At 60.9% G+C, this 26,440-nt stretch carries 24 protein-coding genes; 3 read left to right on the top strand and 21 right to left on the bottom strand.

Features of this window, described 5'->3' with window-relative positions:
• Positions 1 to 155 precede the first annotated feature (155 nt).
• A complete protein-coding gene (locus WM94_RS21420; RefSeq protein WP_023661319.1) occupies positions 156 to 818 on the bottom strand; it encodes a glutathione S-transferase in 663 nt (220 codons plus the stop codon).
• 147 nt (positions 819 to 965) lie between these two features.
• Here WM94_RS21420 and WM94_RS21415 point away from each other — a divergent pair, with 147 nt between their 5' ends.
• Complete coding sequence (locus tag WM94_RS21415) at positions 966 to 1,268, top strand: hypothetical protein (protein WP_003260211.1); 303 nt, start codon at positions 966 to 968, stop codon at positions 1,266 to 1,268.
• Between the two features lie 70 nt (positions 1,269 to 1,338).
• Complete coding sequence (locus WM94_RS21410) at positions 1,339 to 1,584, top strand: TIGR02647 family protein (protein WP_015268535.1); 246 nt, start codon at positions 1,339 to 1,341, stop codon at positions 1,582 to 1,584.
• A 150-nt stretch (positions 1,585 to 1,734) separates the two neighbouring features.
• Here WM94_RS21410 and WM94_RS21405 read toward each other — a convergent pair whose 3' ends face one another.
• The 10 genes from WM94_RS21405 to WM94_RS21360 all read right to left on the bottom strand — a co-directional run bounded on the left by WM94_RS21405 (position 1,735) and on the right by WM94_RS21360 (position 11,477).
• Positions 1,735 to 3,678 carry a cytochrome c/FTR1 family iron permease gene (locus WM94_RS21405; RefSeq protein ID WP_061552079.1) on the bottom strand — a complete coding sequence of 648 codons (1,944 nt, stop codon included), beginning with the start codon at positions 3,676 to 3,678 and terminating at the stop codon, positions 1,735 to 1,737.
• A 319-nt stretch (positions 3,679 to 3,997) separates the two neighbouring features.
• Positions 3,998 to 4,282, bottom strand: coding sequence for a helix-turn-helix domain-containing protein (locus WM94_RS21400; RefSeq protein WP_003260206.1), 285 nt, complete (start codon positions 4,280 to 4,282; stop codon positions 3,998 to 4,000).
• Between the two features lie 129 nt (positions 4,283 to 4,411).
• Entirely contained in the window at positions 4,412 to 4,663 is a 252-nt protein-coding gene (locus WM94_RS21395) for a DUF3077 domain-containing protein (protein WP_038408518.1), read from the bottom strand.
• Complete coding sequence (locus WM94_RS21390) at positions 4,660 to 4,935, bottom strand: hypothetical protein (protein ID WP_003260202.1); 276 nt, start codon at positions 4,933 to 4,935, stop codon at positions 4,660 to 4,662. Before WM94_RS21390 ends, WM94_RS21395 begins: the two co-directional genes overlap by 4 nt.
• A 479-nt stretch (positions 4,936 to 5,414) precedes the next feature.
• A complete protein-coding gene (locus WM94_RS21385) occupies positions 5,415 to 6,833 on the bottom strand; it encodes an efflux transporter outer membrane subunit (RefSeq protein WP_025337268.1) in 1,419 nt (472 codons plus the stop codon).
• Complete coding sequence (locus WM94_RS21380) at positions 6,830 to 7,705, bottom strand: HlyD family secretion protein (RefSeq protein ID WP_039614279.1); 876 nt, start codon at positions 7,703 to 7,705, stop codon at positions 6,830 to 6,832. Before WM94_RS21380 ends, WM94_RS21385 begins: the two co-directional genes overlap by 4 nt.
• Positions 7,702 to 7,914, bottom strand: a complete 213-nt coding sequence (locus WM94_RS21375) for a DUF1656 domain-containing protein (RefSeq protein ID WP_003255905.1) — start codon at positions 7,912 to 7,914, stop codon at positions 7,702 to 7,704. The genes WM94_RS21380 and WM94_RS21375 overlap by 4 nt, the downstream gene beginning before the upstream one ends.
• Positions 7,911 to 9,998, bottom strand: coding sequence for an FUSC family protein (locus WM94_RS21370; protein ID WP_061552078.1), 2,088 nt, complete (start codon positions 9,996 to 9,998; stop codon positions 7,911 to 7,913). Before WM94_RS21370 ends, WM94_RS21375 begins: the two co-directional genes overlap by 4 nt.
• A complete protein-coding gene (locus tag WM94_RS21365; RefSeq protein WP_015268529.1) occupies positions 9,995 to 10,447 on the bottom strand; it encodes a MarR family winged helix-turn-helix transcriptional regulator in 453 nt (150 codons plus the stop codon). The genes WM94_RS21370 and WM94_RS21365 overlap by 4 nt, the downstream gene beginning before the upstream one ends.
• Before the next feature lie 235 nt (positions 10,448 to 10,682).
• On the bottom strand, positions 10,683 to 11,477 hold the full coding sequence (locus WM94_RS21360; RefSeq protein ID WP_061303777.1) for a tetratricopeptide repeat protein: 795 nt from the start codon (positions 11,475 to 11,477) through the stop codon (positions 10,683 to 10,685).
• 207 nt (positions 11,478 to 11,684) lie between these two features.
• On the opposite strand from WM94_RS21360, the gene WM94_RS21355 reads away from it, so the two are divergent.
• Positions 11,685 to 12,248: a WYL domain-containing protein gene (locus WM94_RS21355; protein ID WP_015268527.1), complete on the top strand. Its 564-nt coding sequence runs from the start codon at positions 11,685 to 11,687 to the stop codon at positions 12,246 to 12,248.
• Positions 12,249 to 12,391: 143 nt separating this feature from the next.
• Here the strand turns inward: WM94_RS21355 and WM94_RS21350 are convergent, their stop codons facing one another.
• From WM94_RS21350 to WM94_RS21300, 10 genes are all read right to left on the bottom strand, one after another.
• A complete protein-coding gene (locus WM94_RS21350) occupies positions 12,392 to 12,775 on the bottom strand; it encodes a hypothetical protein (RefSeq protein WP_061552077.1) in 384 nt (127 codons plus the stop codon).
• 747 nt (positions 12,776 to 13,522) lie between these two features.
• Positions 13,523 to 13,894 (bottom strand): hypothetical protein, encoded by a 372-nt coding sequence (locus tag WM94_RS21340; RefSeq protein WP_054573363.1) that lies wholly within the window; start codon positions 13,892 to 13,894, stop codon positions 13,523 to 13,525.
• Entirely contained in the window at positions 13,891 to 14,865 is a 975-nt protein-coding gene (locus WM94_RS21335) for a hypothetical protein (protein ID WP_061552075.1), read from the bottom strand. Before WM94_RS21335 ends, WM94_RS21340 begins: the two co-directional genes overlap by 4 nt.
• Before the next feature lie 9 nt (positions 14,866 to 14,874).
• Positions 14,875 to 15,363: a type VI secretion system tube protein Hcp gene (locus WM94_RS21330; protein WP_061552074.1), complete on the bottom strand. Its 489-nt coding sequence runs from the start codon at positions 15,361 to 15,363 to the stop codon at positions 14,875 to 14,877.
• A 224-nt stretch (positions 15,364 to 15,587) separates the two neighbouring features.
• Positions 15,588 to 16,451, bottom strand: coding sequence for an ABC transporter permease (locus WM94_RS21325; RefSeq protein ID WP_015268522.1), 864 nt, complete (start codon positions 16,449 to 16,451; stop codon positions 15,588 to 15,590).
• 14 nt (positions 16,452 to 16,465) lie between these two features.
• Positions 16,466 to 17,329 (bottom strand): ABC transporter ATP-binding protein, encoded by an 864-nt coding sequence (locus WM94_RS21320; protein ID WP_061552073.1) that lies wholly within the window; start codon positions 17,327 to 17,329, stop codon positions 16,466 to 16,468.
• A 6-nt stretch (positions 17,330 to 17,335) separates the two neighbouring features.
• On the bottom strand, positions 17,336 to 18,355 hold the full coding sequence (locus WM94_RS21315; RefSeq protein WP_061552072.1) for an ABC transporter substrate-binding protein: 1,020 nt from the start codon (positions 18,353 to 18,355) through the stop codon (positions 17,336 to 17,338).
• Between the two features lie 18 nt (positions 18,356 to 18,373).
• The gene (locus WM94_RS21310; protein ID WP_061552071.1) at positions 18,374 to 19,273 is read right to left on the bottom strand and encodes a TauD/TfdA family dioxygenase; all 900 of its coding nucleotides are present in this window, start codon (positions 19,271 to 19,273) and stop codon (positions 18,374 to 18,376) included.
• 199 nt (positions 19,274 to 19,472) lie between these two features.
• Positions 19,473 to 19,814 (bottom strand): hypothetical protein, encoded by a 342-nt coding sequence (locus WM94_RS21305; protein ID WP_015268518.1) that lies wholly within the window; start codon positions 19,812 to 19,814, stop codon positions 19,473 to 19,475.
• 251 nt (positions 19,815 to 20,065) lie between these two features.
• Positions 20,066 to 26,440 (bottom strand): immunoglobulin-like domain-containing protein (locus tag WM94_RS21300; protein ID WP_156485990.1); only part of this gene is annotated, 6,375 nt, incomplete at its 5' end.

Below are 26,440 nucleotides of genomic sequence, written 5' to 3'. Positions count from 1 at the left end.
CGAAGCCAAAAGCCAAGACCGACAGCTTCGGGCTTTGCTTCGCAAAGCCCGAAAGCTGGGATATCAATTGGTGGCAGCCTAAGGTGCTTAAAAAACAGCGGGTTGCATTTTGTTTGATGAGAGCGGGCGTGCCCGCGAATGCCCCAACACTATTCTCAGCGTTTACCGCTGCGAATCATCTCCATGAAGGCCGGCATCGCCGCCTCCTTGTCCGCCACGATCCGCGCCATGTGCGGGTTGTCACCCATCAGCTGCAGCAACGCCTTGGCCTGCGGGAAGTCCGCCAGGAAGTCGATGTTCAGCACCTTCTTGCCCACCGCGTAGGCCAGGTCGACCGAGAAGCAGAACATCAGGTCTGCCAGGGTCAGTTGCTCACCCGCCACATAGGGTGCGAAGCGGCCGTTACGCTTGAGCGTGGCAAAACCGGCCAGCAGATCCGCGCGAGCTTTTTCCTTTATCAGTGGCTCGACCTGCATGCCAAAGAAAGACTCGGCATAGCAGGTACGCGCCGGCAGCTCGATGTAGAGCTCGATTTCCTTGAGCAGCTCACGCACCTTGGCCTGCCCGAACGGGTCGGCCGGCAGCAGCGCCTTGCCGCCCTGGGTCTGCTCGATATAGTCGAGAATCACACTGGTTTCGCTGAGGAAGCCGTGTTCGGTCTCCAGCACCGGCACCTTGCCTCGCGGGCTCACTTGCAGCGCCTGTGGCGCCTGGCCGCCATAGAAGATGACTTCTTCGAAGGGCAGGCCTTTTTCCAGCAGGGCCAGCTTGACCATGTTGTAGTAGTTGCTGACCGAGAATCCATGAAGCTTGAGCATGAGGTAAGAGCCTCCAGGCCGTAAGGGGTTGGCCCGGCTTTTATAGACCGTACGCCCGCCGCTGACCAGCGTCATGCGCCCCGTCAATGCCCGGGCATTGCCGCCACAGGCGTGGCACACTGTGCATCCCATCACAGGAGTACCGCCATGAGCGAGCCCACCGACATCGACTATGACGACGACGAAGCCTTCGCCGAGGCAACGCTGACCCAGGCCATCGAGAACCAGATCGAAAGCGGCGACCCGGCGGCGGCGAAAGCCACGTTCAACAAACTGACCCTGGTCGGTTACGAGCGCGAAGACATTCTCAACCTGATGGCCCATGTACTGGCCTTCGAAATTGACAACATGCTGGTGGAAGAACGCGAGTTCGACCGCGAGTGGTACGAGAACGCCCTGCGTGCGCTGCCCGAACTGCCGGCTGAGATGGATCAAGGCGAGGACGAATAACCCGGCTACACTCGAAGATCAGGCACCGTAGAACGGTGCCGTCATCCTTGTCTGGAAGTCAGGAGTCGCCATGCCTTTTACCCCCGATCTGATCGCTGAACTGGAAGTACTTTCGCTGTTCAAGCACGACAGCAGCCAGGAAGGCATCAAGATTCACAAGAACGCTTCCCCTGCCCTGGTAGCCGCCGCGCAACGCCTGCATGAAAAGGGGCTGACCGATCAACCTGATGGCGGCTATCTGACCAGCCTGGGTCATGACGCTGTCGAAAGTGTCCAGCTGCTGCAGAACATTCTCAAGGCGCCACAGCCGGCTTGAATGGCGGTCTTGCTCAAACTTTGAAACTCGCGCGGTCCCTGTGGGAGCGGCTTTAGCCGCGAACACCGGCGAAGCCGGTGCCATACACCGCGCCGCTTGCTTCGCGGGTAAACCCGCTCCTACAGGGGGCCGCGCCAGCCTGTCAGGCGATCAATTGGCCGCTGCCCTGCGCCTTTCCGCCAGGCGCGAGCGCCCGTACAAGAACACGATGGCCAGCAAGGCCACCGCCTGCGCTGACAGCGAGTAGGCGTCGGCGTGGATCCCCAGCCAGTCGAATTCGAAGAACGCCACTGGGCGCGTGCCCAGCACCCCTGCCTCTTGCAACGCCTTCACGCCATGCCCGGCGAACACCACCGACAAGGCACATAGCAGCGCGGCGTTGATGCTGAAGAACAGCGACAGCGGCAGCTTGGCCGAGCCACGCAGGATCACCCAGGCCAACCCCACCAGCAGCACCAGCGCCGTGGCACCACCCGCCAGCACCGCCTGGTGCCCGGCTGGGCCGGCCTGCAGCCACAGGGTTTCGTAGAACAGGATCACTTCGAACAGTTCGCGGTAAACCGAGAAGAACGCCAGCACGGCAAAACCGAAACGTCCGCCACCACTGACCAGGCTGCTCTTGATGTAATCCTGCCAGGCGGCAGCATGGCGGCGGTCGTGCATCCACACGCCAAGCCACAGCACCATCACCGCGGCGAAAAGCGCCGTGCAGCCTTCCAGCAGCTCGCGCTGGGCGCCACCAACGTCGATCACGTAGGCTGCCAGCGCCCAGGTTGCGAAACCGGCCACCAGCGCCAGGCCCCAGCCGATGTTGACGCTGCGCACCGCCGACTGCTGGCCGGTATTGCGCAGGAAAGCCAGGATCGCCGCCAGCACCAGAATCGCCTCCAGGCCTTCGCGCAGCAGAATCAGCAAGCCGGATACAAAGCTCAGCGACCAGCTCAGGCCATCGCTGCCCAGCAGTTTGGAAGCCTGCTCGAGCTTGGCCTTGGCTTCGCTCAGGCGTTGCTCGGCCTGGGCCACGGGCAAGCCGTCCTGCAGCGACTGACGGTAGGCCATCAGCGATTTTTCGGTGTCCTTGCGCGCCTGGGTGTCGATGTTGTCCAGCGAGCTTTCCACCAGCTCGAAGCCCTCCAGGTAGGCCGCCACTGACAGGTCATAGGCCTGGTCGTGATCACCTGCGCGGTAGGCCGCCAGGCTCTTGTCCAGAGTGCTGGCGGTGTATTCGAGCAATTGCGCCGGGCCACGCTTGACCTGCGGCGGCTGGGCGCGCTGGGCGCGGAACGCCTCCACGGCCGTGGCACCTTCGCTGGCGGCGACTTCGGCCGGGGTCTGGCGGGCCAGGTCGGCGATGTTCCAGGTCTTGTCGCCTTTGCCGGCTTCTGGTTTGGCGGTGAAGCTGGCGATGTAGGCAGCCACATCCCAACGCTGGCGGTCGTCCAGCTGGTCGGCAAACGAAGGCATCTCGGTGCCATCGATGCCTAGGGCCAGGGTGTTGTAGAGGTCGAACAGGCTCAACTGGTCGAGGCGCGAAACATCGCGCAGGTTGGCGGGTGCAGGCTCCAGGCCCACGCCGGCCGGGCCGTCGCCGGTGCCAGTTTCGCCGTGGCAGATCGAGCAGTTTTGCGCATACAGCGAAGCGCCACGGGCCGGGTCCGGGGTAATCACCGGAGCCTGACTGACCTCATAGGCTACCGCCAGGCGAGCACCCAGCTGACGGGCCTGCTTGGCAACAGCCGGGCCGCCCTGGCGCTGGTCGATGGCCTGGCGCAGCGCCTGGACGCCCTGCTCCAGGGCTGCTTGTTCAGCATGCGCAGGCAGGCCTTTGACCAAGTCGGCCAATACCGCGCTGAACTCCTGCTGCTCGCGGTATTCACCATCGTCGATCACCTTGCCGTCTTGCACGGTGGGCGGGTAGTCGGCGCCAATGTAGTCCAGCAGGTGCAGGGCCTTGGTGGCCTCGGCGGGGGCTTCGGCCAGCGCCAGGGTGCTGCACAGCGCCAGCACCGGGCCGAGCAAAATAACCGGCAGCCAAGCAAGCAGACGGGAACGGGTTTTCATGGCCAGTCTCGAAGGGAATGCGAAAGAGAACATTGTTCACTCCCACTTTGCTTCACTCAAGGGTGCTGGGCGGATTTCATGAAAAATCTTGGTACAAATCAGATGAAGAGTGGGGATGTGCTGAAACTGTGGAGATTCTGTCTTGTGTTGCCTGTTATGGCCTCATCGCTGGCAAGCCAGACTCCCACAGGTATTGCGCATGGCTTGAGGGAGATGCGGTCGAGGTGGGAGCAACTGTCTTTAGAAATTTATTTTCAAGCATTTGGTTTCAGGCTCGGAAATATCTTACGACGCCTCAGTTCGGTGCGGGTTGAAAACGGCAAGGCCTGGCCCTCATGGTCCAACCACCGATTCAGGCGAGCTTTTCCTTCACCGTGAAATCCACTTCCAGATCGGCATTGGCCAGCAGATTTACCAAGGCATCCAGGGAAAACTTGTCAATCTTCCCATTCAACAGCTCACTCAAGCGCGGTTGAGTGACATGTAGCCGACGCGCCGCATCCTTCTGAGGTAGATCCCAGGCACGCACCGTCTTGACCAAAATCCGCATCAGCTGCGAGCGCAGCCGAAGGTTGTCTGCCTCCTCTGGCGTATCAGCCAGCGCGTCCCATACAGATGCCGAGCGTTCATTCGCCATGGTTGATCACCTCTCAGTCCAGCGACCTGAATCGGGCTTTCGCCACCCAGCGGAAATATTTGATTTCAGATGTGGAAGACCATTCAGGCTAAAAGATGAGGCCGCATAGCGGCCCCAAGCGCTTGAAGGCTATTGAAGAACCTTGCTCATTCCTCGCTCCATATCATCAATCAGCGCCTTGGCCATCTCACTGAGTATCCGCGCAGCACTACCAGCAATACGGTCATTTTCCATTTCCGCTTCGGTGGTCAGGTGGCGGATACAGCCGAGCAACACCGATAACTGAGAAAAGGCATGGTTGAACGGCACATTGGGCTGCAGGCGGAACAAGTCGAAGGTTTCCACTCCTGCGGTTGCAGAGTCTCTGGGATCATTGCTCATCGGGTCGCTCCTTGATCGTGGCGGGTTGCATGGGTGCGGTCGCACACGGCATTGATCAGGCGGCAGAGCAATCGAATATTCATGCCCATGGCATTGCGCATGTCGCCGGGAGGGTTGTCGAGCAGGACTGTGGTGGTGTGGTCGATGGTCAGGGTGATGGCGCTGATCAGCTCTTCGCAGTCTTTGGGGCTGAGTGGATCGATTAGTGAGAGTGCGGGAGGGTCGAGCAGAAGCAGATCGGTAACTGGTGGATCGGGGACGAGCTTGTTCATAATTGCATTCCCTGTGAATAACTATGAACTGCAATCCTCTTCGTCTCACGGAATTGGGTGGCAGTCGTGCGAGGGGTGAGACCCGGGCTCACAGGAAAACCCGACCAGGCGAAAGCCTGCCCGCGCACGACCACCATTAAGCGGTGCGTTCTGTGAGTCCGGGGGTCTCAATCCCGATCGCCTTGCGAGGCGACCCCGCGACAGTATTCCGGGAACACTTTCCAGCCAAGACAGCACCTTCCGACAGGTGCTGTAGGATAATTCGACAGGGCGTCCGAACTGAAGCATTTGGTTTCTGGTTCGGAAATGTCTTACAGCTCTAGAGCCTAGGCGAGGGCTTTGCCCTCGATCGCCGGCAAGCCAGCTCCCACATGGTCCGTACCAATTTCAAGGCATGCACAAGCCGGCTATCACAGGTGAACCACAGGTCTCAAAAGCGGTGGAGTACCTGTGGGAGCCGGCTTGCCGGCGATTGGGCCTCAAGGCTTGGCGGTGTCCTTCCACCCCCCACCCAACGCCAGGAACACACCAATCTGCCCCTGAGCCACCTGACTATTGGCCGCTGCCAGCTGCGCGCGCATGTCGGTGTAGGTGCGCGTCGCCTGCAGGTCGGCCAGGAACGATTCACGCCCAGCCTGGTAATAGCGATGAGTCTGGTCCGCCGCTTCCTTGGCCGACTTCTCCGCCTCGGCCAGCGCGTCACGCCGGTCCAGCAGGGCGCTGTACTGCGCCAGGCGGGTCTGGGTCTCGCGAATGGCGTTCAGCACTACCCCATCAAAATTCGCCAGGGCTGCCTGGGTCGAGGCTTCGGCCATGCGAATGCGGGCACGGGTGCCATTGGTGGGGATGGTCCAGCTGATCTGCGGGCCGAAGCCCCAGCGGTTGGTCGCCGGCTCGCCAAGGTTCTCGAGGATACCAATGGTGCCAACCTGGGCGCCGATGCTGATGTCCGGGTACAGGGCGCCGGTGGCCACGCCGATGTAGGCAGTGGCAGCGGCCAGCTGCCGTTCGGCCTGGCGCACGTCTGGACGGCGCTTGAGCAACGCCGCGCCATCGCCCACCGGCACCAGCTGGTTAAGGTGCGGCAGCTCGGCACAATCGGCAGTGCCGGCAGGCAGCTGATCGACCGGTTTTGCCAACAAGGCAGCCAGGGTATACATGCCCGTCTCGCGCTCCGCCTTGAAGCGTGGCAGCTCGGCGCGCAAGGATTTGAACTGGGTCTGCGAGCGGGTGACCTGGGTTTCGTCGCCACGACCGGCATCACGCAGGCGCTGGTTGAGCTTCACGCTCTGCTCCTGCAGGTCGAGCGACTCACGGGCAATGTGGTATTCCTCGTTGGCCGAGCACACTTGGGTATAGGCCTTGACCACGTCCGCCACCAGGGTGATGCGGGCGGTATCGGCGGCGGCCTGCACTGCGTCGGCATTGGCCTTGGCCGCCTCGGTGCCACGCTTGAAAGTACCCCACAGGTCGAACTGGTACGACGCACTGATGATGGCCTCGCCGATGTTGGCCACCGGCACTTTCTCTGGCAGCAGGAAGGCCTCGCCCGATTCCTGCAGGCGCTGGGCGCCAAGTTTGACGCCGCCGTTGAAGCCACCTTGCGACTCAGCCACTTCGACCTGGGCGCGCGCCTTGGCAATGTTGGCGGCAGCCACGCGCAGGTCGGTGTTGGCACTCAGGGCCTGGCGCACCAGCTCGTTCAGCCGTTGATCCTGATACAGCTGCCACCAGTCCTCAGGCACCGGTGCCGATACCACGCTGTCGGCATCCTGGCGCAACGGGCCATTGAGGTCGCTGCGTTGCACCGCCGCGTCCTTCGGCACTTCATAGTCGGGGCCGACCATCATGCAGGCCCCCAACGACAGGCACAGCCCCGCCAGGATCAGCTGTTTCATGGGCGCTGGCCCTCGATGATCGACACCGTGGCGGTTCGCCCGGCAATCATGCGGAAGTCTTGCGGCACTTCATCAAAGGCGATGCGCACCGGAATACGCTGGGCCAGGCGCACCCAGCTGAATGCCGGGTTGACGTTGGGCAACAGGTTGGCACCACTGCTGCGGTCACGGTCTTCGATGCCGGCGGCGAAGCTTTGCACATGGCCACGCAGGCGGGTGTTGTCGCCCATGACGCGAATGTCCACGGCATCGCCGATGTGGATACCGCCAAGCTTGGTTTCCTCGAAGTAGCCATCGACGTGGTACGAGGCGCTGTCGACCACCGACAGCACCGGCCGGCCGGCGGTGACGAATTCGTGATTACGCGGTGCTCGGTCGTTCAGGTAACCGTCCACCGGGCTGCGCACCACCGAGCGGTCGAGGTTGAGCTGGGCGGTATCGACGGCCACCTGCGCCTCGCTGACGGCAGAGCGGGCACGGGCCTCGCGGGACTGGCTTTCTTCCAGCTGTTCGGCGGCCACCAGATTGCCAAGCTTGCGGTTGCGCTGCGCTTCGCGGGTGGCCTGGGCCAGGGTTTCCTGGCGCTCGCCCAGGGTCGCCTTGGCCTGGCGCAGGGCCAGGGTGAAACGGTCCTGATCGATGGTGAACAGCACATCGCCGCGCTTGACGGTCTGGTTGTCACGCACCTCGACCTTCTGGATCAGCCCGGACACGTCCGGAGCAATCTGGATCACGTCGGCGCGGATGTGCCCGTCGCGGGTCCATGGGGCGAACATGTAGTACACCACCATCTGCCACACGAGCACGGCGGCGAAGGTCACTACCAGCAAGGTCAGGACCACGCGGCCCAAGGTCAGCAAAGGTTTTTTCATGGCAGCATCAGGTTTCGGCAAAAGTGGTCCACCGCACCAAGCAGCACGGCATACAGGGCAACGTTGAACAACGCCCGGTGCCAGACCAGGCGGTAGAAATGCAGGCGCACCAGCACCGCGTGCACCCCGAGGAACAGCAGGTAGGTGCCAAACATCATCACCAGCAGCGTGGGCAGGAATACCCCGCTGATATCCAGTTCACCAATCACAAGGGTGCTCCGTCGAGGCCGGGGGGCAGTTGCGGTTGTTCGGCTGGCTCGAGCATCACCTCCACGCCCGGCAGCAGTGCCAGGCGCAGGCCGCTCAGTGCGTGCAGCAGGTGGGTGCGGGCATCGCCGCGCTCGTACAGCTCATCCAGGTTCAGCGCCAGGCGCGCGCGCTCCATGTTGCGCAGCAGCGCGGCCGGGGCGTGCAGGCGCTCGCCGGCGCGCAGGCAGGCGGCGTAGTGCGCGCCGACTTCCTCGACTACCGTGTTCAGCCGCTCACGAGCCTGCTGCCCGGCACGCGGCATGTAGGCCAGCAGGTCGAGCAGGTTCAACCCCACCCGCAGGTCGCGCAGTGCCACGCCGCTGTCCTGCCCGGTTTGCGACAAGCGCGGCAGATGCTGCATCAGGCGGTCGAGCATCTGCACACCGACCTGGCGGTGCTCGGCCAGGGTGGCCGGCTCGGTCATTTCAACGATGTCGCGCCAGGCGAAGCGGGTCATGCGCTTTGCCGCCAGCTCCACGCCGAACGGGCGCATCACCAAGGTCCAGATGAAGGCGAACAGCAGCCCCACGGGGCCGGCGAGGTTGGAATTGAGGAAAGTGAAGAAGTCAGCATCGTAGGCGCCCTGGATGCTGATGAAGGTCGAGGTGTTGACGATGGTCAGCAAGGTACCAAGGTAGAAACGCGGCTGCACGGTCAGGGTGCCAACGCAGATGAACGGCACGGCAAAGGCCAGCACCAGCATCGGGAAATCGTGCAGGTTGGGCAGTACCAGGAACAGGTAAAGGCTGGAGAAGATGACCGACATCAGCGTCCAGAAGAAGAACCTGTAGATCTGCGGCGCCGGGTCGTCCATGGCGGCGAAGAAGCTGCACGACACGGCGGCGAGGATCACTGCACTGGCGCCGTCGTTCCAACCCAGGCCAATCCACAGGCCGCAGGCGACAACGATCGCCAGTACGGTTGAGGCCACCGAATACAGCATCAGGCCACGGTCGAAGAACGCCGTCAGGCGGCCCAGGCGCCAGTGGCGGTACACCGCGCGCCAGGGTTTGGAATCGTCGCTGCGCAGGGCATGCTGCAGGCTGCAGCAGTCCTGCCACAGGTCGGCCCATTCGGTCAGGCGGTACAGAGCGTTGGACAGTAGCAATTCGGCGCGCTGGTCGAGGGCAGCGGCGCCCGGCTGCAGGCGCTCGATCTGTTCGTGCAGGGCCGTCCAGCGGGCCACCGAGGCGCTGTCGACAGTGCCCTTGAGCCATTCGCGGGCGGCATCGAGCAACGGTTGCAACTGGGCGAACTGTGCCGGGGCGCGGCCTTCGAGGGCGACCAGGGCGTCGTCGAGGGCATCGATCACGGGCAGCAGGTGGATCATGCGCCCGCGCAACTCGCGGGCATTCTTCAGGGTGTGCGGGCCGGCGCCTTCATGGCCGAGCTGGCCGATCATCAGCTCTAGCGAGTTGAAGGTGGCAACCATCGCCCCGCGCATGCCGCCAACCTGGTCTGCGTTGGCTTGGCGGGCCAGGTAGGTATCGCTATAGCGGATCGCCTCGGTGAACCAGCTACCAGTGGCACCGACTACAACCGGCGCCAGCCGGCGTGGCCAGAAAATCGCCCCGACCACCGCCGCGCAGACGATCCCCAGGCAGATTTCCTGGGCGCGGGAGGACGCCACGTCGAACACAGCAAGCGGGTTGTCGACCACCGCCAGGGCAATCATCGGCAAGGTGTAGCCGGCCAGCATCAACACGTAGTTGTTGGCGGTGCGCAGGTTCAGCGAAAGGAACAGCAAGGTGCCGGTCCACAGGGCGATGGCGATGCTCAGCAGCAACGGCGACTGCACCAGCGGTGGGACCAGGAAAATCGCCCCGCCGGCGCCGAGCAGCGTGCCTACGGCACGGTACAGGGCCTTGGAGCTGGTGGGGCCAAGGAACGGGCTGGAGACGATGTACACCGTGGCCATGGCCCAATAGGGGCGCGGCAACTGCATGAGCAGGGCGATGTACAGGGCGATCATGGAGGCGGCAAAGGTTCGCACGCCATAGAACCAGTCGCGGGCCGGGGGCACCGAGCTGAAGAAGCCGCTCATGCTGCCCCGCCTGTGTTGCCCAGGCCGGCGGCTTCGAAGGCACGCAGCACGCGCAAGGCGGCTTCCAGGTCGGCCTGGTCGATGCCATGCAGCACCTCGCGGCGCAGGCGCACCAGTTCGGCTTCGATGGACTCGGCCAACGTGCGGCCTGCGGCGGTCAGGCTCAGGGCCTTGGCGCGGCGGTCCAGCGGGTCCTCGCTGCGGCATACCAGGCCGGCCTTGCACAGCTGGTCGAGCAGGCGCACCAGCGACGGGCTTTCCAGGCCGGCGGCCTGGGCCACGGCCACCTGATGCACGCCGTCACCCAGGCGCACGATCATCAGCAACGGCGCGGCGCAGGCCTCGGAAATGCCGTAACCGGTCAGGGCGGTATGGCAGATGCGCCGCCAATGGCGGGCGGCAACCACCATGCCACTGCTGACTTGCAGGCGCAGGAGATCAAGGGACATGACAGGAACCAAGGATATTCATAGTTTGCTAACTATCAATATACGCCTGTGCCTCCCCCTGTCGTCAACCGGGGGGATGGATGAATTGTTGTTCATGCTGGGGCTTCTGGCCTGCCTGTGCCGGCCTCTTCGCGGGTAAACCCGCTCCCACAGGTGCTGCATAGGATTCAAGCCATGCGCGGTACCTGTGGGAGCGGGTTTACCCGCGAAGAGGCCCGGACAGGCAACAGAGCATTCAGGGCTGTATCTGGTCTTCCAGCTTCATGGTCAAGGCCAATGTACTGCCCATCTGCACCGCCCGGTCACGCCACTCCTGGTAGCGGCCCTCGTCACGGCTGCTGAAGTGCACCGCCAGCTCTTCAGCCGCCTGCACCACCCCCGCAGCTGCCGCCAGTTCCAGCCAGTACAGTGCGGCCTTGAGATCAGCCTCCACGTACAGCCCGTGCATCAACCGGTAGCCCACCTCGAAACGGCAGCGTGCCTCGCCCTGCTCGGCCCCGCGCAGGAACCACTGGTAGGCCTGTACAAGATCTACCTGCCACTGCAGGCTGCCATCGCACACTTCTTCCTCGTACAGGTCACCCAGGGCAGCAGCGGCATGCAGCATGCCCCGCTCGAAAGCCTGCCGGTAGCACTCCGCCGCCTGTAGGTAAGAGGGTTCGATACCTTTGCCAAAGTAATGTTGCTGCCCAAGGTTGAACCACGCCGCGGCATTGCCTTGCAGGGCCGCCATGCGCAACAGGTGGCCGGCCAACACGGTGTCAGCACGCCAGTATTTGCCGTTGAGCCAGATCCAGCCAAGGTCGTTGAGCGCCGCCACATTGCCTTGCAAGGCCTGGCGGCGCAGGTCGACGTAAACCGTCTGCAAGTCGCTGGCTTCGTCCAGGCGGCTGACCAGCAGCGAGCGCTGGCTGGGCAACCCGATCCCGGCAAACAGTCGCTGTCGCCTCCCGACAGCGGCCGGTGGGGCAATGACCCGCTCGGGCAAAAGGCGGGCAAGCAGCGAATGGATATTGCTGGCAGCAGACATGTTCATCCTCATTGAACGACACACAACCCCAACCTTCGGCTGTGATGAGGCGTGATTCTGCGTGACGTAACGTCAAAACCTGTCGCGAACGATTCGGCACCAGGCAACCAAATGCGACTTCCTTGATCTGAGCAGGCTGTGGCCAATTGCCATGACCCACGCCTGCCGCCATCCTATTGCGGCAAGCCTAGACAAGGACGTTATCTTTTGCCGTTCGCCACCACTCGCGCCACCCTCAGCCGACAGTGGGCGCTGCTGCGCCAGCTGCCCAGCCGTTCCCCTGGCATTACCAGCGCCGAATTGGTCTGGCGCCTGCGTGATGTGGGCTTCACCGTCAGCAAACGCACTGTCGAGCGTGATCTCAATGAGCTGTCGCTGATATTTCCGCTGGAGCGCAATGACAAGAGCATTCCGTTTGGCTGGCACTGGTCGGCGAACGTTGCTGGCGAGTTGCGTGGGAATTTCGATCTGCAGGGTTTTTTGCGCGGTGGTTCGCTGCAGCCGGCGCAAGGTGAAGGGGTCGAGCTACAGGCCTGGGTCAGCGACCTGCTGGCCCGACAGTTGCGTGAAGCGCCGTTGAGTGTCGATATGCAGCTGACAGCGCTGGAGCAGGGCCATCGGCTGCGGGCCACCGTGGAGGATGGCTGGGGGTTGCGCTGGTGGGTGCTGAGCCAGGGAGCAGGCGTGGTGATCGAACAGCCCAGCCAGCTACGCATGGAGATTGCCAGGACACTCGTTGAAGCGGCGGCACAGTATCAGGATGGCCATTGAGCTTAAGGCTCACCCACCAGCAAGTCTCGATTTCCCATGGCTAAGAACCTGGCCTGCAATTGCGAGATGAAAGTAGAGCACAAGCCACTTATAGCAAAGTGGCACTTTACCCCTCCAATTAATAACAAATTAAGCCGATATAATCAACTGGGCAAGCTTAAAAGCTTCAGAACATTATGGGCAACAACAAAAATAACCGTAGAAGTCATTAGCCCTCCCCACGAAACTAGAATTTTAATTTTCAGATCCTTTGGAAAGCGCAATATTTCGGAAGCATCCGCAACACCTTTGCTAACAAAGACACCGGGCATCATAAGCATATTTGCGGCCAGGCAGATGCGCAACACTTTACCTAGCAAACCCGCCGATGAGAAACTTAACCGATTATCTCGTACATAACTGCATCCCGACAGGTTCGATTCAACCAAATCAAGATATCGGCAGGCTAGGTAAATCATAATACCCACACTGATCATTATCCAGAATAACAACATGGACATTCCTATTACTTCAACTGTCGATTTCATTCAATCCTCTTTCCACACACTCGCCTCCCAAGCGGATCAAACCAACAACAGTGTTCCCCCATCATCTCGGCAAGCTTCTTCAGACAAGGTGCAATGGAGCACCGCGCATCACACTGCAGCCTGCGCGCTTCCTCCAAACACTTTCTTAAAAAGACCCGAGCGCGAGGAATGCGACTGAAGAAATACACATTGTGCACCACGTTACTATAAGCAGTCTTTTCATACGCGCCGGAAAGTTCTGCAGTTGCGCCTCATCAACCAATCCCTTGCGAGCAAATAGGTATGGCGTGCTCAGAAGTGTTGATATGGTACAGATACGCATAATCTTACCGATGATGCCTGCGTGCAAATAAAGCTTCCTATTCCCCGATACAAAATTGCTTTTTGATAGCAGACCTTCAATCTCATCAAGATATCTTATGGCGACATATATTTTCACTAAAAGCGCAACCATACCCAAGCAGAAAAAACAAATCGCGACCACATTCATCTCAAGACTGCTCACGCTTTATTACTCACCGTAAATTATTGCAAATCGCCGTAGGAGTGGTCACCTGGCCATCAGTTTCGTAAAGCCCCCACCCCATATGCAAAATGCTGACAACGACAAGGTTCGTGAGCCACAGCGAAATCAGTAGCCTTTCGATGTACTCAGTTACTGCTCGTACCTCTGGAACATCAACCAGCCCTTTTCCCCTCACAAAGTCTCTCAGGCCCAAAGAGCTTACGACTGCCACCCAAGGCAATTCAAACATAATAAAGCCAAGCCTGAAACGCCAGCATAGCTAAGACTTCAATCGTCAATGCTAGCCATAGCCCAATTAACAAAAATCTCAGCGACCTCGGAAATCTCTTTATCTCGTCGGAGTTTGCTAGTCCACGCTGTACGTAGGGGCCTGGCATTGTCAAAAGAAAGGCAATACTGCACACACGTAAAACCTTACCCGGCATACCAGCATGAAAAAAGCCTTCCTTAACGCCCTGTATATATCTAGACTTCTCCAAAAGGGATTCAGCCCTATCTAAACATGCATAAGCAACATAAACCAGGACAAGCAGAGTTATTACTCCCAAGCCAAAGATCATCAAGACAATCAGGCCAGGCTCAAACATAGTCATTCTGAAACCTTGCGATATAGGAAATCACCTGCAATTTCACCCCATCCCCCAAAGATCTCGCCGCCGACTGCTCCCCCAACCGCCCCGCCGACCACTCCGCAAACCAAAGAGCCAGGACCTGTTGTAATTCCTAGCACAAACGCGCATGCCCCGGTGGCGATTGCACCGCCATAAGCGCCCACAATACTACTTCCAGTCAAACCTAATAACAGAGAACCACCCTCTACGTACTTAGCTCTGGCACACTCCTCCTCCCGCCCCAGAGTACAAGCTTTTTTAATTTCCAGCCCAGTAGCGGCTACATCCAACGCAACCCCGATGTAGGCCCCTTTCTTGATCAGACTCGCAGCCTTCGCCACTCCCGTTACCTTCTCTGCATACCCGGATATCTCCCCAGCATTCAGATAACGCTTGGTGGAAAGCTGCAGCATTCGCTTGATCGATCCCTGATTTCGTAGACCCGAGCCATAGGCGGCCGTCCTCCCCAGCTGTTCGTCCAACGTCCTGAACAGCTCCACACGCTTGGCATAGAACTCTTCCCGCGCCCTGAACACACCACCACTCATATGCTCGCGGTGCAGTTGCTCGATCTGTTCCAGCGTCTTCTTGATTGCATCCAGATACCTGGCCCAGCCATCGCTCGCTGCCCTTGCCCCCATCGATGCATGGGCCAGTAGACTTTGCAGCATCTCGAAGTTATCCAGCATGAAACCGTCAACACCGCCCCCGTTGAGCATGATGTCGCGGTGGATGCCAGCCGCCTTGCCCATCAGAAAGGCTTCATGGCTGGTGCAGGAGGAAGTATCGGGGTCACCGACGATCACCAGTTCGCCGGCCAAGACCACGGTGTTGACGATATGCCCATTGAGCACATCGAACTTGGCCTGCTGGTTGGCGTTCATCGGTGTACCGTTCTTCAGCGTCGCGTAATTCTGTGCCTTGGGATTTATAAAGCTGCGTGCCTCGGACATGGTCGTTCCTCACGCAAACTTCTTGTTGGCAATCCGGTCCCAGCCACCGGTCACATTGCCGCCGGCACTACCATCGACACGCTGCTGCCGGGTGTAGGTGGTCTTGATACGGCCGTAGTCGAGCTGGATGATTTCAGTCGGCACGCCGGCATGCGCGCTTTGTGCATAGTCGGCGATGATCACTTCTTCGAGCACCACTTCGTAGTATTTGAGCTTGTCCCCACCGGCGCGGCAGACGACCAGCCTCACCTCTTTCAGGTGCTGCCCGGCGCAACTGGCTTCGAGCAGTTTGCAACTGGCGTTGTCCAGGTACTTGGTGAAGGTGAGGTTGCTCAGGGTGGTACGCCCGGAAGTGGCGCCGCCTGCGGAAATGGCGGTGGCGGAGGCGCTTTGGCTGCTGCCGAACGTGTAGCCAAGGATCTCGATCCAGTTGCTGTATTGCTCGTCCTTTGCTTCGCCAGCGATTTCCGCGATTTGAATATAAGCGTCGAAAGCCATGGTTACTGTTCCTTGTAAACAATTGAGCGGAACAGGCTAGGCACGGAAAAACTCCAACGCATTCGTTCTGCGGAGATCGATGCTAAATTAGGAATTTTCTTACAAGTTATACGACAAGTCGGCTTGAAAATATTTGAACGTGTTTCAGAGCTACGCCATTTGGGCCGACAACATCAGGCCGATCACCGGCAAGCCGACGATCGGGCCAACCAAGCACATGCGCGTCAGCGCTGCATCCCCCAGCGGCGAACGGTCAACCGCTCCAGGGTATTGAACACCAGCCCTTCCACCAGCAAGCCGATCAGGATCACCACCGCCAACCCGGCAAACACCTTGTCGGTGTACAGCTCGTTGCGGTTCTGGAAGATGTACCAACCCAGCCCGCCTTTGCCACTGCTGGCCCCGAACACCAGCTCGGCAGCGATCAGTGTGCGCCAGGCGAACGCCCAGCCGATCTTCAGCCCCGACAGGATCGACGGCAGCGCCGCCGGCACCAGGATATGCAGCACCAGCCGCAGCCCTTTCAGGCCGTAATTGCGCCCGGCCATGCGCAGGGTCTCCGACACGCCGAGAAAGCCCGCATAGGTGTTCAGCGCCAGCGCCCAGAGCACCGAGTGCACCAGCACGAAGATCAGGCTGTTGTCGCCCAGCCCGAACCACAGCAAAGCCAGGGGCAGCAGGGCAATCGCCGGCAACGGGTTGAACATCGAGGTCAGGGTGCCCAGCAGATCGCGCCCAAGCTGGGTCGACACCGCCAAGCTGGTGAGGCCGAAGGCCAGGATGATTCCCAGCAGGTAACCCTTGAGCAGAATCACCAGCGACACGCCAACCTTGGCCGGCAACTCACCGCTGACCATGCCGTCCCACAGCGCCGTGGCCGTCTGCAGGAAGGTCGGTAGCAGCAGATCGTTGCCCTGGTAGCGGGCAATGGCCTCCCACAGCACGGCGATCACCAGCAGGATGACCGCCTTGCGCAACCAGCCGTGCTGCCACAGGCGCTGAGCCAACGGCAGGTTGCGCTCCACAGGCACACTGAGCAAAGGCTCCAGCTGCACCTCGTATTCCTGGCGTACAGGTGTAGTGGTCATGGCTGAAGCTCCTGTCAGTAGGCGATACGGATATCGTTGAAACCAAGATCGTCGGGCTGTTCGGGGGCATCCACCTCATCGAACAGCAAACGATGGATGCGCCGGGTACTGGCCTGGAAGTCGCTACCACCCAGGCTGCCCAGGTCGTACTGGTGGCTGTGCACTTCGGCACGCACCCGCCCCGGGTGGGGCGACAGCAGCAGGATGCGGTTGCCGACCACCAGCGCTTCTTCGATGGAGTGGGTAACGAACAGCAGGGTAAAACGCACCTCCTCCCATAGCAGCAGCAGTTCTTCCTGCATCTTGCGCCGGGTCAGCGCATCAAGTGCCGCGAACGGTTCGTCCATCAGCAGGATCTTCGGCTGCGTGGCCAAGGCCCGGGCAATCGCCACGCGCGCCTTCATACCGCCCGACAGGGTGTGTGGGTAGGCATCGGCGAAGGCGGCCAGGCCGACTTTTTCCAGGTAGTGCAGTGCCCGCTCCTCGGCCTCGGCGCGTTTCAGCTGGCCCGACACCAGCAGAGGGAACATGACGTTCTGTTTCACCGTCTTCCATGGCGGCAGCTGGTCGAACTCCTGGAACACCACGATGCGGTCGGGGCCCGGACCGCTGACTGGCTGACCTTGCAGCAGAATCTGCCCCTCCTGGGGCGAGATGAACCCGGCCACGGCCTTGAGCAAGGTGGACTTGCCGCAGCCGGAGGGGCCGAGCAGCACGAAGCGGTCGGCACGGTCGACTTCGAAGCTGACCTGGTGGGTGGCCCGCACCACGCGTTGCGCGGTGCGGTATTCGAGGCTGAGGTTATCCACCTTGAGCAAAGGCGGCGTTGCGACACGGCTCAGGTTGCTGGCCGTGTGGCCTGGCAATGGGGCAGTCATGATTGGTCAGCTCCCCTGCAGCGGGCGTTCATCCTGGAAGAAGTAGTCCTTCCACGATTCCGGCTTGTGCTTGATGGCGCCTACCCGATAGAGGAAGTCGGCCAACTTGTAGGTGTTCTTTGGCGTGACGGTGAATTCGTACTGCGGGTTGTCGATCAGTCTGATCAACGTGTCGCGGTCGATCTTGGCCTTGGTCACGCGGATATAGGTGTCGGCGGCGGCCGCCTTGTCCTTCTGGGCGAAGTCCGCGGCTTCGGCCAGCGCATCAACGAAGGCCTTGTAAGTCTTGGGGTTGTCCTTGCGGAATTTTTCAGTGGCGAACAGCAAGGTCGGCGAGTTGGGGCCGAGCAGGTCGTAGCTGTTGAGTACAACGTGCACGTTCTTGTTGGCGAGCACCTGGTCCTGGAACGGCGGGTTGGAGAAGTGTCCGTTGAGTTCGGTGCCGCCGGCCAGCAGCGCGGCAGTGGCATCCGGGTGCGGCACGGCCAGGGTGTACTTGTCGAGGCGGTTGTATTCCTTGTCGCCCCATTGCTGGGCGGCGGCGTACTGCAGGAAGCGCGACTGCACCGATACACCTACCGCCGGTACGGCGATGCGGTCCTTGTCGGAGAGGTCGGCAATGGTCTTCACATTGGGGTTGCTGCTGACCAGGTAGTACGGGAAGTTGCCCAGCGAGGCCACGGCCTTGACGTTCTGTCGGCCCTTGGTGCGGTCCCACACGGTCAACAGCGGGCCGACGCCAGCGCCGGCGATGTCCACCGAACCGGACAGCAGTGCGTCGTTGATGGCCGAACCACCCGATAGCTGGGCCCAATCGACTTCGATGTCGATGCCGTGCTCCTTGCCATGTTTTTCGATCAGATGCTGGTCACGCACTACGTTCAGCAGCAGGTAGACGATACCGAACTGTTCGGCGATGCGAATCTTGCCTTCTGCTTGCGCCGCGGCGGGGGCCGCCAGGCTGCCGACGACAAGGCTTGCGCCCAGGCCGATGCTTGCCGCCAGGCGGCTGATGGATTTACGCATGATGGGTTTCCTCAGTCGTCAGAACGGGGCATCGCCCTGGATAGTGGTGCGATACAGCTTGCGCCGCAGGTGTGCGGGGCAGCCGGTGGCCAGGTGGATCAGCGAGCGGTTGTCCCAGAACACCAGGTCGCGGGGCTGCCACTGGTGGCGATAGATGTTCTGCTCCAGCACGCTCAGGGCATACAGCTGTTGCAGCACGTCGCGGCTTTCGTCACTTGGCAGGCCGACGATACGGGTGGTGAAGCCTTCGCTGACGAACAGCGCCTTGCGGCCGTTCTCCGGATGGGTACGGACCACCGGATGGATGACTTCCCGTACCTGCGCCAGCTGCTCGGCGGTCAGGGTCGGGCGCCAGTTGCCTTCGAACTTGGTCTCGGCGTAACGGGCGGTGTAGGAGTGAGCGGCACTGCGGCCCTCGACCACCTTGCGCAGGGCCGCGGGTACAGCGTCCCAGGCCTTGTGCATGTCGGCGAACAGGGTATCGCCGCCCTCGTCGGGCAGTTCCTGGGCATGCAGCATGGAGCCAAGGCTGGGCAGTTCCTTGTACGACAGGTCCGAGTGCCAGAAGTTGCCGGCATCACCCAGGCCGATGTTCTGGCCGTTCTCGATGATGTTGGAAACGATCAGGATCTCGGGGTGGCCGGCGAGCAGGAACTGCTTGAGCACATGGATCTGCAATGGACCAAAACGGCGGCTGAAGGCGATCTGCTGGTCAGGGCTGATGCGTTGGTCGCGAAACACCAGCACATGGTGGTCGAGGTGGGCGCGATGGATACGGGCAAAATCCACGGCGTTGACCGGCCTGGCCAAGTCCAGGCCGATGATTTCGGCACCTACAGCACCGGAAAAAGGGCGGATTTCGAAGCGTTGCGGCAGTGCGCTGTCGATGATCGACAAGGCGTTCGAGGCGGCTGACATTTTTCACTCCCACGCAGTGCGCGACTTCAATGGCGCGCAACGATCAGAAACGCACGGGGATTTCCCGTGTGGGTTCAAGTCGTGCGGCGCATCGATTGGTCGACGGGTACGCAGTGGAAGCGACTATAAAGTCATAAGAGTTTTATTTTAAATACCGATAAAGAATAACCATAGCACGGCTGTCAGAGGCGGTGCGCAATCAGATCAATCCGCCCTGCTCTTCCTCATCGATGAGGTTGTTCAGGCTGCTGAGCGCCTTGCGCGCTGTAGAACGGTTGAGCAGCTTGGCCTGCGCACCGGGGGGCAGGTCGGTGATCTTGAACACACCCTTGGCGGTCAGCACATCGATCAAGTCCTCGAGCACGCGGATCATGTCGAGATCGCTTTGCTTGAGCTGGTTGAGGCTGTTTTCCACGACGTCATCGGCAAACCATTCCTGGATATCGGCATGGTCGGCGGGGAGCATTTCGGTGAACTGGTCAAAAGCGGCTGCTTCGACCCGCTGCAACTGGCCAGCGGCATCGCGTTGCACGTAGAACATGGCGGTGTCCCTCGTCACATTGGTTCCTGGGTGGTAGACAGCAGCATAGGCAAAGATCACCGGGCACGCAGGCCCGGCGCCAGAGTATGCGCTGTCGCAGGATGCCAGGAAAGTACCATGGCCGCTGAGCGGCCAATCGCCGGCAAGCCAGCTCCCACAAGAACCGCACAACTCTCCAGAGCTGCACAGTTCCTGTGGAAGCTGGCTTGCCGGCGATCGGGCTGCAGTGCAGCCCGCTAGCGCATCAGTAATCAACTGTCCTTGTTGTGGATGATGATTGTCGGGTCAGCACCGCTGATCAACGAGTTGATCGTGGTGTTGGACCAGTTCACCCCTTCCAGCTTGATGGTCACGTCGGCGTTGGCGATACCACCGGCGGCATTGAGCTTGCCTTCGCTGCTGACCTGCAGCGTCGTCGTGCCTTCCACCGTGGTGAGCTTCAGGTAGTTGTCGATGGTGCTGCCCTTCTCGCCCTGGAGCAGGTCCTTCAGGTCGATGCGGTCGCCTTCGGCCACCTTGAAATCCTTGATCACGTCTTTGCCGGAATCGCCAGCCTTCCATACGAAGGTGTCGGCACCGCTGCCACCGGTCATGGTGTCATCGCCCTTGCCACCAAGCAGGATGTCATTGCCTTCACCACCGAGCAAAGTGTCCTTGCCCAGGCCACCGATCAGTATGTCATTGCCCTTGCCACCGTCGAGGGTATCGTCGCCGCCCTGGCCGAACAGGAGGTCATTGCCCGCCCCACCGTTGAGAATGTCATTGCCATCGTTGCTGCGCGAAACATCGAATTCGCTGACGTGCTCGACGATGTACTTGTGCAGCACGCGACCGTCGACATCACCCAGGGCCACACCCAGCTGGCCTGCGACATATCCCTGTATGGCTTCGACACCGTTGCCGGCGACCGAACCAAAGCTCACCAGGTCACCGAAGATGATGTCGTTGCCATCACCACCGTTGACGGTGTCATTGCCCGGCACGGTGGCTTCGGTGTGGCCCAGGATCGCTTCCGCCAGTTTGCTCGGGTCGATGTTGGTCTGCGGCTTGCTATCGGTGTCGTAAGGCTTCAGGTCGTTGAAGTTGACCGCGCTGTTGAGGCCAATGGCCTCCACGCCAGACAGCTTGGACAACAACAGGAAGCTCTGCTGGGAATTGAGGTCCGCATAGTAGTCGGTCCATCGGTCGGAAGTGGCGTAGGCAAACTCATAAGTACCATCTCCCTGAGCATGCAACTGTCCGCTTGCATAACTGTCGGTTTTCCAGTTGTTGCCGTTTCCGGTTTTGTACTCGGCGGTCATGTTGCCAGCGGCGTCGATGCTAAATCGGTTGTTGTTCCCCACCAGCTTGTCAGTGACCACATCACCCAATTTGTAGTTGATCGACTTCAGCACTGCATCCAGTGTGTAGCTTGAGTTCATGAGCGTGGGGTCATACTCACCGGTCTGGTACACGTTTGGCTGGCCGTCGGTGATGAAGAACGTCTGGCGGCTGCCGGTGTTGCCCGCATCCATCAATTGCTTGAACCAGTTGGCGGTGGTCTTGAACGCATCCTCGTAGTTGGTCGAGCCGCTGGAATAGAGTGTATTGAGCGCACTGTAGAGCGAGCTCAGCGCGTTCTTGTCGCCCAGGTTGACCGAAACCGTACTGTTCACCTGGGTGGAGAAGTCCACCAGCAGGATGTTCACTGTACCGGACTGCGCGCCCTTGACGCTGTTGGCCAAGGTATCGAACACCGACTTCAGCGAGTTACGCGCGGCATCGACCGCGCTGCCCATGCTGCCTGAGGTATCGACGATGAACGCAATGTTGTAGTCCTGACCCGGCGTCACATGCAGGCCACTGATGTCGGCAACGATGATGTCACTGGTGGTGGTGCCGGTGAAACTGTCGCTGTCGGTAGTCAGGTTGCTGGCGGTGTAGGTGTCCGGATAGACAGTTACCTTGATCGTGCCTTCGGTGGAGGCTTTGTTGCCGCCCACGCTTTCGGTAGCGGTCGAGGTGACCTTCACATCGAAACTGCCCTGGTAGTACGCCGGCGGCTTGATGCTCAGGCCGTTGAGGCTCCAGCCGGTGACGTCAACCGAAGTGGCGCCGACGGTTACGGTATGACCAGCGCCATCGCTGAGCACCGAACCTGCCGGAATGCCGTCCAGCTTGACGCTCAGGCTCTCGGAGCCGTCGGTGTCGGTCAGGTTGGTGGAAATGCCAACCAGCTTGACGGTGCCGTTCTCCGGCCCTTCGTTGAGCTTGTAGCCGTCGTAGTAGCCTTGGCCATCACTGCCATGGAAATCGGACACGGAAAGCCCGGCGTTACCCATCGCCGCAACGTTCGGGTACATCGGGATGGCCGAGCTGCTCAGGTCGGTCACCGGGCCGTTACCGACCTTGACGTTGATATCCAGGCTGCCCGGGCCGGACTGGTTGGCGTGGTAGATCTCCAGGGTGTAGTAGCCGCTGACAGGCGGCGAGAAGCTGCCGGAGATCGTACCGCCCGCCCCCCAGGTGGCGCCGACCACGCTGGTTTTGCCGATGTAGACCTGCAGGCTGTCATCGGCGGTGCCGCTGAAGGTGTAGGTCTGGCCGGCTTCCAGGTAGATCAGGCCGGAGGTCTTGGAGCCCGTACCGGCGGCAACGCTGCCGCCCGAATCGGCGCTGGTAACCTGCTCGGTCTTGCTGGCACTGCCAGAGTTGGCGAACACGTTCTTCAGCGCAGTACCGCTGATGCCGTTGCCGTTGGTGCCCAGGCCCGTGAGGCTGTTCCAGGTTTCCTTGGTCAGGCCAAGCGATTCGGGGGTGTTGCTGCCGATGTTCAGGCCAGGCTTGTCGGCTACAGGTGCAATATCGACCTTCAGCGTGGCCTCGCCACCAGCAGCGGTACCGTCGGTAGGCTTGTACTTGATCTGGGCATAGTCGGCCTGCTTGTTGCCGACGCCCGTTCCGCCATATCCGTCGATACCCGACTCGTTGGGTTTTGGCACGAACCGCAGGTTGCCGGCAGCGATGTCAGCCTGGCTGACGGTCTGGTTCTGGGCGACGTTGACCCAGGCGGTGCCGTTGAAGAGCTGCAGGGAACCCGCTGGCAGCTGGGTGAAGGTCACACCCAGGCTCGACAGGGCGCTGTCGACGTCGGAAATGTTGAAGTCGTTCCAGGTCAGCACCAGCGGCGTGTCTTCGACGCCAGTGACGGCGCCGCCAGTGGCGACTGGTGCGTCGTTGACAGCGATCACATTCACCGTGGTCGTGGCGGTGTTCGAGGTATTAACGCCGTCGGTCACCGTCACGGTGATGATGCGAGGCGTGGTGCTCGGGTTCTCGCTGCTGTTGATGAAGGTGATGTTCTTGATCGCCTGGATATAGTCGGCCAGCGACGCAGCGCCGCTCAGGGTCAGGACTACCTTGCCGTCTGTGCTGTTGGCGTTGATCGTGATGCCGTTGACACTGTTGCCCAGGTTCAGCGCATCACCCGGCTGGCGGTTGGTCAGGGTGACCGTTGCGCCCGTCAGCTGCGAGCTGTCGAAGTCGGTGATAGTGACGTCCACATCGCCGATCGACACACCACTGCCTGGCTGGTTCTCGGTGAAGGTGGTCTGGTAGTCGGCTCCGGTCTTGCCGCTGGAGTCGTTGCCATCCAGGTCCAGAACCGGAGCTGGCTCGAATATCTGGGTGGTCACGCTGCCGGCGCTGGAGCTGATGTCGAGCTTCTCGAAGTTACCGCCAGTGGCCGAATCGATCTTGACCGTGAAGTGCTCGGTACCCTCGGTGGCGTTGTCCTTGAAGGTCGGGACGGTGAACGTTGCCTGCGAGCTGTTGGCCTTGATCACTACGGTAGCCACGCCGGTGTAGTCCGTGCCATCGGCCGCGGTGCCGGTGTAGGTCAGTTTGACGGTGACGTCGGTCTCGGCCTTGTTGGTCAGGTTCAGGACGTACGTGGCATTACCACCTTCGGCGACCGCGGCGGTGCCGCTGATGCTCAGGGTGGTGGTCTGGATGGTATCCGTGACCGCAGTGACCGCCGCCGTATCGCTGACGTTCAATTTCTCGAAGTTGCCACCGCTGGTTTCGGTGATCTTCGCCGAAACGTTGCCTGCATCGATATAGACGTCATCGGCTGGCGCCGGAACGGTCACGGAGCCGGAGAGCTTGCCCGCATCGATGCTGATCACAGCGCCGTTGCTCAGCTTGATGGTCATGTCGGTGCCAGCCTTGTTGGTCAGGGTGGCGGTGTAGGTGATCTGGCCACCTTCTGCGACGGTTGGCGTGGCGCTGAGGCTAAGGCCAGTGTGGTCGATGGTGTCGCTGACCTTGGTTACCGCATAGGCTCCACTGGTAGCCAGCAGCTCGAAGTCGCCGCCAGTGGTGCCATCGATCTTGGCCTGAACGGTACCGGCATCGATGTACACATCGTCGCTCGGCGCATCGATGGTGATCGAACCTTCTTTCTGACCCGCCGCGATGGTGATGGTCTCGCCGTTGCTCAGCTTGACGTTCAGCGCGGTACCCGCCGGGTTGGACAGCATTGCGGTGTAGGTGATCTTGCCGCCTTCGGCCACGGTATCTGTCGCGGTCAGCGTGAGTGTGGTGACGTCCGGGGTCGCCGGGTTGTCGGTGACAGTGGTCACTGGCTCGCCAACGGCCACGGTCTTCTCGTAGTTACCACCCGAGATGTCGGTGATCTTGTTGGTCAGGTCCAGGTTGGTGTTATGGACGTTGTTCGGCGCGGTGAACGGCACCGACGCCGACGACTCACCCACCGGAATGGTGATGGTCTGGCCGTTGGCCAGTTTCACCACCAGGTCCGAACCGGTGACCTTGTGGTTGACCGACGCGGTGTAGGTCACTACGCCGCCCTCGACCACACTTTGCGTGGCGGTCAGGGTCACGGTAGTGGTGTCGATGGTATCGGTGACCTTGGTCACAGCCGCAGTGCTGCTGACGTCCAGCTTCTCGAAGTCACCACCGGTGGTACCGGTAACGGTCACGCTCAGGTCTTCGGCATCGACATACACATCGTCGCTCGGCGCGTCGATGGTGATCGAGGCTTCCTTCGAACCGGCGGCGATGGTGATGGTCTCGCCGTTGCTCAGCTTGACGGTCAGCGCAGTACCCGCCGGGTTGGACAGCGTAGCGGTGTAGGTAATCTTGCCGCCTTCGGCCACGGTATCTGTCGCGGTCAGCGTGAGCGTGGTGACGTCCGGGGTCGCCGGGTTGTCGGTGACAGTGGTCACTGGCTCGCCAACGGCCACGGTCTTCTCGTAGTTACCACCCGAGATGTCGGTGATCTTGTTGGTCAGGTCCAGGTTGGTGTTATGGACGTTGTTCGGCGCGGTGAACGGCACCGACGCCGACGACTCGCCCACCGGAATGGTGATGGTCTGGCCGTTGGCCAGTTTTACCACCAGGTCCGAACCGGTGACCTTGTGGTTGACCGACGCGGTGTAGGTCACTACGCCGCCCTCGACCACACTTTGCGTGGCGGTCAGGGTCACGGTAGTGGTGTCGATGGTATCGGTGACCTTGGTCACTGCCGCAGTGCTGCTGACGTCCAGCTTCTCAAAGTCACCACCGGTGGTACCGGTAACGGTCACGCTCAGGTCTTCGGCATCGACATACACATCGTCGCTCGGCGCGTCGATGGTGATCGAGGCTTCCTTCGAACCGGCGGCGATGGTGATGGTCTCGCCGTTGCTCAGCTTGACGGTCAGCGCAGTACCCGCCGGGTTGGACAGCGTAGCGGTGTAGGTAATCTTGCCGCCTTCGGCCACGGTATCCGTCGCGGTCAGCGTGAGTGTGGTGACGTCCGGAGTCGCCGGGTTGTCGGTGACAGTGGTCACTGGCTCGCCAACGGCCACGGTCTTCTCGTAGTTACCACCCGAGATGTCGGTGATCTTGTTGGTCAGGTCCAGGTTGGTGTTATGGACGTTGTTCGGCGCGGTGAACGGCACCGACGCCGACGACTCACCCACCGGAATGGTGATGGTCTGGCCGTTGGCCAGTTTCACCACCAGGTCCGAACCGGTAACTTTGTGATTGACCGATGCGGTGTAGGTCACCACACCACCTTCAGCGACGGTCGAGGTCGCGGTCAGGGTCACGGTAGTGGTGTCGATGGTATCGGTGACCTTGGTCACAGCCGCAGTGCTGCTGACATCCAGCTTCTCGAAGTCGCCGCCGTTGGTGCTATCGATCTTGGCCTGAACGGTACCCGCATCGATGTACACATCGTCGCTCGGCGCGTCGATGGTGATCGAGGCTTCCTTCGAACCGGCGGCGATGGTGATGGTCTCGCCGTTGCTCAGCTTGACGGTCAGCGCAGTACCCGCCGGGTTGGACAGCGTAGCGGTGTAGGTAATCTTGCCGCCTTCGGCCACGGTATCTGTCGCGGTCAGCGTGAGCGTGGTGACGTCCGGGGTCGCCGGGTTGTCGGTGACAGTGGTCACTGGCTCGCCAACGGCCACGGTCTTCTCGTAGTTACCACCCGAGATGTCGGTGATCTTGTTGGTCAGGTCCAGGTTGGCGTTATGGACGTTGTTCGGCGCGGTGAACGGCACCGACGCCGACGACTCGCCAACCGGAATGGTGATGGTCTGGCCGTTGGCCAGTTTCACCACCAGGTCCGAACCGGT

Origin of the sequence: Pseudomonas sp. ABFPK (assembly GCF_001586765.1) — a bacterium.
Classification (GTDB): Bacteria; Pseudomonadota; Gammaproteobacteria; order Pseudomonadales; family Pseudomonadaceae; genus Aquipseudomonas; species Aquipseudomonas asiatica.
This window is presented reverse-complemented; position numbering and strand designations above follow the sequence as displayed.

Bases quoted from the DNA above. Each gene is read 5' to 3' on its own strand.
- WM94_RS21420 (WP_023661319.1), bottom strand. From the start codon at position 818: ATGCTCAAGCTTCATGGATTCTCGGTCAGCAACTACTACAACATGGTC.
- WM94_RS21415 (WP_003260211.1), top strand. From the start codon at position 966: ATGAGCGAGCCCACCGACATCGACTATGACGACGACGAAGCCTTCGCC.
- WM94_RS21410 (WP_015268535.1), top strand. From the start codon at position 1,339: ATGCCTTTTACCCCCGATCTGATCGCTGAACTGGAAGTACTTTCGCTG.
- WM94_RS21405 (WP_061552079.1), bottom strand. From the start codon at position 3,678: ATGTTCTCTTTCGCATTCCCTTCGAGACTGGCCATGAAAACCCGTTCC.
- WM94_RS21400 (WP_003260206.1), bottom strand. From the start codon at position 4,282: ATGGCGAATGAACGCTCGGCATCTGTATGGGACGCGCTGGCTGATACG.
- WM94_RS21395 (WP_038408518.1), bottom strand. From the start codon at position 4,663: ATGAGCAATGATCCCAGAGACTCTGCAACCGCAGGAGTGGAAACCTTC.
- WM94_RS21390 (WP_003260202.1), bottom strand. From the start codon at position 4,935: ATGAACAAGCTCGTCCCCGATCCACCAGTTACCGATCTGCTTCTGCTC.
- WM94_RS21385 (WP_025337268.1), bottom strand. From the start codon at position 6,833: ATGAAACAGCTGATCCTGGCGGGGCTGTGCCTGTCGTTGGGGGCCTGC.
- WM94_RS21380 (WP_039614279.1), bottom strand. From the start codon at position 7,705: ATGAAAAAACCTTTGCTGACCTTGGGCCGCGTGGTCCTGACCTTGCTG.
- WM94_RS21370 (WP_061552078.1), bottom strand. From the start codon at position 9,998: ATGAGCGGCTTCTTCAGCTCGGTGCCCCCGGCCCGCGACTGGTTCTAT.
- WM94_RS21365 (WP_015268529.1), bottom strand. From the start codon at position 10,447: ATGTCCCTTGATCTCCTGCGCCTGCAAGTCAGCAGTGGCATGGTGGTT.
- WM94_RS21360 (WP_061303777.1), bottom strand. From the start codon at position 11,477: ATGTCTGCTGCCAGCAATATCCATTCGCTGCTTGCCCGCCTTTTGCCC.
- WM94_RS21350 (WP_061552077.1), bottom strand. From the start codon at position 12,775: ATGAAATCGACAGTTGAAGTAATAGGAATGTCCATGTTGTTATTCTGG.
- WM94_RS21340 (WP_054573363.1), bottom strand. From the start codon at position 13,894: ATGACTATGTTTGAGCCTGGCCTGATTGTCTTGATGATCTTTGGCTTG.
- WM94_RS21335 (WP_061552075.1), bottom strand. From the start codon at position 14,865: ATGTCCGAGGCACGCAGCTTTATAAATCCCAAGGCACAGAATTACGCG.
- WM94_RS21330 (WP_061552074.1), bottom strand. From the start codon at position 15,363: ATGGCTTTCGACGCTTATATTCAAATCGCGGAAATCGCTGGCGAAGCA.
- WM94_RS21325 (WP_015268522.1), bottom strand. From the start codon at position 16,451: ATGACCACTACACCTGTACGCCAGGAATACGAGGTGCAGCTGGAGCCT.
- WM94_RS21320 (WP_061552073.1), bottom strand. From the start codon at position 17,329: ATGACTGCCCCATTGCCAGGCCACACGGCCAGCAACCTGAGCCGTGTC.
- WM94_RS21315 (WP_061552072.1), bottom strand. From the start codon at position 18,355: ATGCGTAAATCCATCAGCCGCCTGGCGGCAAGCATCGGCCTGGGCGCA.
- WM94_RS21310 (WP_061552071.1), bottom strand. From the start codon at position 19,273: ATGTCAGCCGCCTCGAACGCCTTGTCGATCATCGACAGCGCACTGCCG.
- WM94_RS21305 (WP_015268518.1), bottom strand. From the start codon at position 19,814: ATGTTCTACGTGCAACGCGATGCCGCTGGCCAGTTGCAGCGGGTCGAA.